The sequence below is a fragment of the Janthinobacterium sp. BHSEK genome (assembly GCF_056174685.1).
Genome location: NZ_JBWBYV010000202.1, coordinates 1 through 592, shown reverse-complemented (window position 1 = coordinate 592; position 592 = coordinate 1). Strand labels below are relative to the sequence as shown.

Here is a 592-nt window from a genome sequence, read left to right as displayed (position 1 = left end):
ACGGACCAAGCCGCACGTCAACGTCGGCACCATCGGCCACGTCGACCACGGTAAAACCACGCTGACCGCTGCAATCGCAACGGTTCTGTCGAAGAAATTCGGCGGCGAAGCCAAAGCATACGACCAGATCGATGCGGCTCCAGAAGAAAAAGCGCGCGGTATCACGATCAACACCGCCCACGTCGAGTACGAAACGGAAACGCGTCACTACGCGCACGTTGACTGCCCAGGCCACGCCGATTACATCAAGAACATGATTACCGGTGCTGCCCAGATGGACGGCGCGATCCTGGTGTGCTCCGCAGCTGACGGCCCAATGCCACAGACCCGCGAACACATCCTGCTGGCCCGCCAAGTTGGCGTTCCATACATCATCGTGTTCCTGAACAAGTGCGACCTGGTCGACGACGCAGAGCTGCTGGAACTGGTTGAAATGGAAGTGCGCGAGCTGTTGTCGAAGTACGAATTCCCAGGCGACGACCTGCCTATCATCAAAGGTTCGGCACGTATGGCGCTGGAAGGCAAAGAAGGCGAGATGGGCGTGGACGCAGTGCTGCGTCTGGCCGATGCGCTGGATGCCTACATCCCAACG

1 protein-coding gene is annotated in these 592 nt (G+C 59.1%); it reads left to right on the top strand.

The features are described 5' to 3' along the window. Positions 1–592, top strand: a 592-nt coding sequence (locus AC0V2Y_RS28410; RefSeq protein WP_475418065.1) for a GTP-binding protein, incomplete at both ends; no start/stop codon positions are given.